Origin of the sequence: Pseudomonas meliae (genome assembly GCF_001400515.1) — a bacterium.
Taxonomy (GTDB): Bacteria; Pseudomonadota; Gammaproteobacteria; order Pseudomonadales; family Pseudomonadaceae; genus Aquipseudomonas; species Aquipseudomonas amygdali.
Genome location: NZ_LJQT01000417.1, coordinates 385 through 3,477, shown reverse-complemented (window position 1 = coordinate 3,477; position 3,093 = coordinate 385). Strand labels below are relative to the sequence as shown.

General features: G+C 56.6%; 1 protein-coding gene and 1 pseudogene. One reads left to right on the top strand and one right to left on the bottom strand.

The features are described from left to right. Positions 1 to 25 precede the first annotated feature (25 nt). A pseudogene (locus tag ALO64_RS19310) lies at positions 26 to 1,561 on the top strand (dermonecrotic toxin domain-containing protein); the annotation flags it as partial. A gap of 21 nt (positions 1,562 to 1,582) precedes the next feature. Here ALO64_RS19310 and ALO64_RS19305 read toward each other — a convergent pair. After that, the coding region (locus ALO64_RS19305; protein ID WP_408002920.1) for an acyl-CoA dehydrogenase at positions 1,583 to 3,093 on the bottom strand (1,511 nt) is incomplete at its 5' end.

Sequence of the window (3,093 nt, the reverse complement as noted above, 5' to 3'; positions counted from 1 at the left end):
TTAGGAAGTCTTTTTCAGAGTTTCCCTAAGTGCCTTCATGCAGGCTTTTGGCGGGCTAGCCGCGTTGGGGTGGCCCGTTGCTCTGACGCTGGTTGGTGCAGGCCTCGCCAATACCGGGTTGAACATTGATCAGGCGGTCAATGGCAAGACCCCGGCGCAACGTCGCGCTGGTGTATTGGGTGCCATTATCAACACCCTTTACCTGCTTTTTAACCTGCCGCTACTGATGTCCATTCGTGCCATGCCTGAGCGTATGCCATTAGTGCGGGCGGATGTCGTGTCGCTCCCCAGTGAAGTTGTGGAGAGTGGCGTGATTGTCGATCCGCTGGAAAACATGGAAGGCAACCTGCTGCTGGACAGCCTCACGCCCTCAGCCGAGGAAGGCAGGTTTCGTGGCGTTTACTCGTTGGGCAATGGCGAAACCTGGATCAAGCTTGCGCGGTTGCCGTATCGCGTGATGTTCAGTGAGCAACAGCAGTGCTGGTTTATCGTTGACCCTGACAATCCTTTTGCGTTCGTTGGCAGTAAGCCGGTTCGCTTGGGGCTCGACGGAGAATGGACGCTGATTCAATCACCTGGCTTGCAGGGTGGCTCGCCTATGGATCCGCAGGTTCCGTCTACCAGCTCATCAGTCCCGCCAGGAAAACCTTATGCAACAGTGCATTCAACGTTCTGGGACAGGTACCTGCAAACGGACATATTCAATGAGCAATATTATGCAGAAAGAGCCCTGACTCGTCAGAAAGAGGTCATGGATATCTGGGAGCCAACCACGGACGATGTTCTGGAGTCTGACTCTTCACCCGAAGGCGATGAAGTGTACCGGGACCCGTGGCACGGTAAACACAGGGTGTTCAAGCTGGGCGAGGACGACTATTACGGCGCTAACATCATGCTCTATACCCAGGAGGATACGGTGTTCAATCGATTCCTGCGTACAGGCGAACGTAGGGGCTCCAATCAGGTAAGGTTCATCGAGCGTCTTGCCGACGACATCCAGGTGGTGGGCTATAGCAATGATGTCGAGTTGTATCGGGGTGGCAGCGGTGATCGGGGCACCTCGGGTGCCGTGTTCCGCAGCGGGCAGATCAAGGTTGGCGATGTGCTGGTCAATACCGATATCACTTCGTTCAGTGAAAACCCCTATGTGGTCAGCGCGTTCGCCAGCAGTCGAGCCGGTGCTCCTACTAATGCGGTGATTGGGCCGATAACGTTCGATGATACTTCGATGGTCTTTGTTTTACCCAAAGGACGGTATTTGAGGGCCACGCCGATCGCGCCATTTTCAGCCTCGCCCAATGAGGCCGAATCGATCTTTTTGCCTGGTTGTTATTTTTAGATCGAGAGTATCGAAGAAGTGGTCGGCGATTTTTATCGTCTCATGAAAGTCCAGATGCAGGAGGTCGATCGCCCGGTTCAGGGAAGAGCGCTTTACGATATGCGCACGGGCGAGCCATTCAGTCGAGAGCAATACGCGCTCAAGTTGGGGGCAGATGCGAAAGTATTGGTCGACCGGTTCTTTCCACAGAACCCGATGACTGATCTGTTCAGCCCTCACTGATCAAGCGCCGCCCGGTTTTATTTAAAACCAGTCATCGCGCATAGCGAGGCAGGTGTCATCGCGGTTCTCCAGAATGCTCAATTCGTGATGGCAGCCCGGTAATTCCCATGTCAGGAAGTAGCGGGCAGCTTGCAGCTTGCCCTTGTAGAAGTCGCTGTCAGACGAATGACCTTTGCCCAGACCTTCCTCGGCGCGAATCGCCTGTTCCAGCCAGCGCCAGCCGATGATGGTGTGGCCGAATACCTTGAGGTACAGCGCCGAATTGGCCAGCGTACTGGTGATTCTGCCTTGAGCCAGATCGGTCAGCAGGCCGAGGGTGACAGCCTGCACATGAGCGACCAATTGCTCCAGAGGTTGGCGCAGCTCATGAAGTGAATCGTAGCCCTGCGCCCGCTCGCAGGTATCGGATATCAGGCGCAGCAGTTGCTTGAGGCCGGTGCCGCCGTTCTGCGCCAGCTTGCGGCCAAGCAGGTCCAGCGACTGAATGCCGTGAGTACCTTCATGAATCGGATTAAGCCGGTTGTCGCGGTAGTACTGCTCAACAGGGTATTCGCGGGTATAGCCATGACCGCCTAGAACCTGAATCGCCAGCTCGTTAGCTTTCAGGCAGAACTCCGAGGGCCATGACTTGACCACCGGAGTCAGCAGGTCCAACAGATCATGGGCATGCTTGCGGGCGTCTTCGGCTTCTCCGGTCTGTGTGTCGTCGAACAGTCGCGAGGCATACAGGCACAGGTCGAACGCGCCTTCTACATACGCTTTCTGGGTCAGCAGCATGCGTCGCACGTCGGCGTGCTGAATGATCGGAACAGGCGTGCTCTCGGGGCTCTTGCTGTCGGGCAGCCGACCTTGAGGTCGGTCGCGGGCATAATCCAGAGAATACAGATACCCCGAATAGCCGAGCATGACCGCGCCCAGGCCGACGCCGATGCGTGCTTCGTTCATCATCTGGAACATGTAACTCAAACCGTGATGAGGCTTGCCGACCAGATAGCCGACACACTCACCGTTATCGCCGAAATTCAGCGCGGTAGAGGTAGTGCCTTTCCAGCCCATCTTGTGAAACAGGCCAGCCAGCAGCACATCGTTACGCTTGCCGAGGCTGCCGTCGTCGTTGACCAGAAACTTGGGCACGATGAACAGCGAGATACCTTTGACCCCGCCAGGCGCATCCGGCAGCTTTGCCAATACCATGTGCACGATATTTTCCGAAAGTGCGTGATCACCTCCCGAGATGAAAATCTTGTTGCCGCGCAGCCGATAGGTGCCGTCTTCTGCCGGTTCGGCGCGGGTGCGGATGTCTGACAGCGACGAGCCTGCGTGTGGCTCGGTCAGCGCCATGGTGCCGAAAAAGCGCCCCTCGATCATCGGTTGCAGAAAGCGCTGTTTTTGTTCGTCGTTGCCAAAACTCTCAATCAGGTTCGCCGCGCCCATGGTCAGGAACGGGTAGGCCGTGGTTCCGACATTGGCTGCCTGAAAGTGGGCAAAGCAGGCCTGTGACAGCAAGGTCGGCAACTGCATGCCGCCCGCTT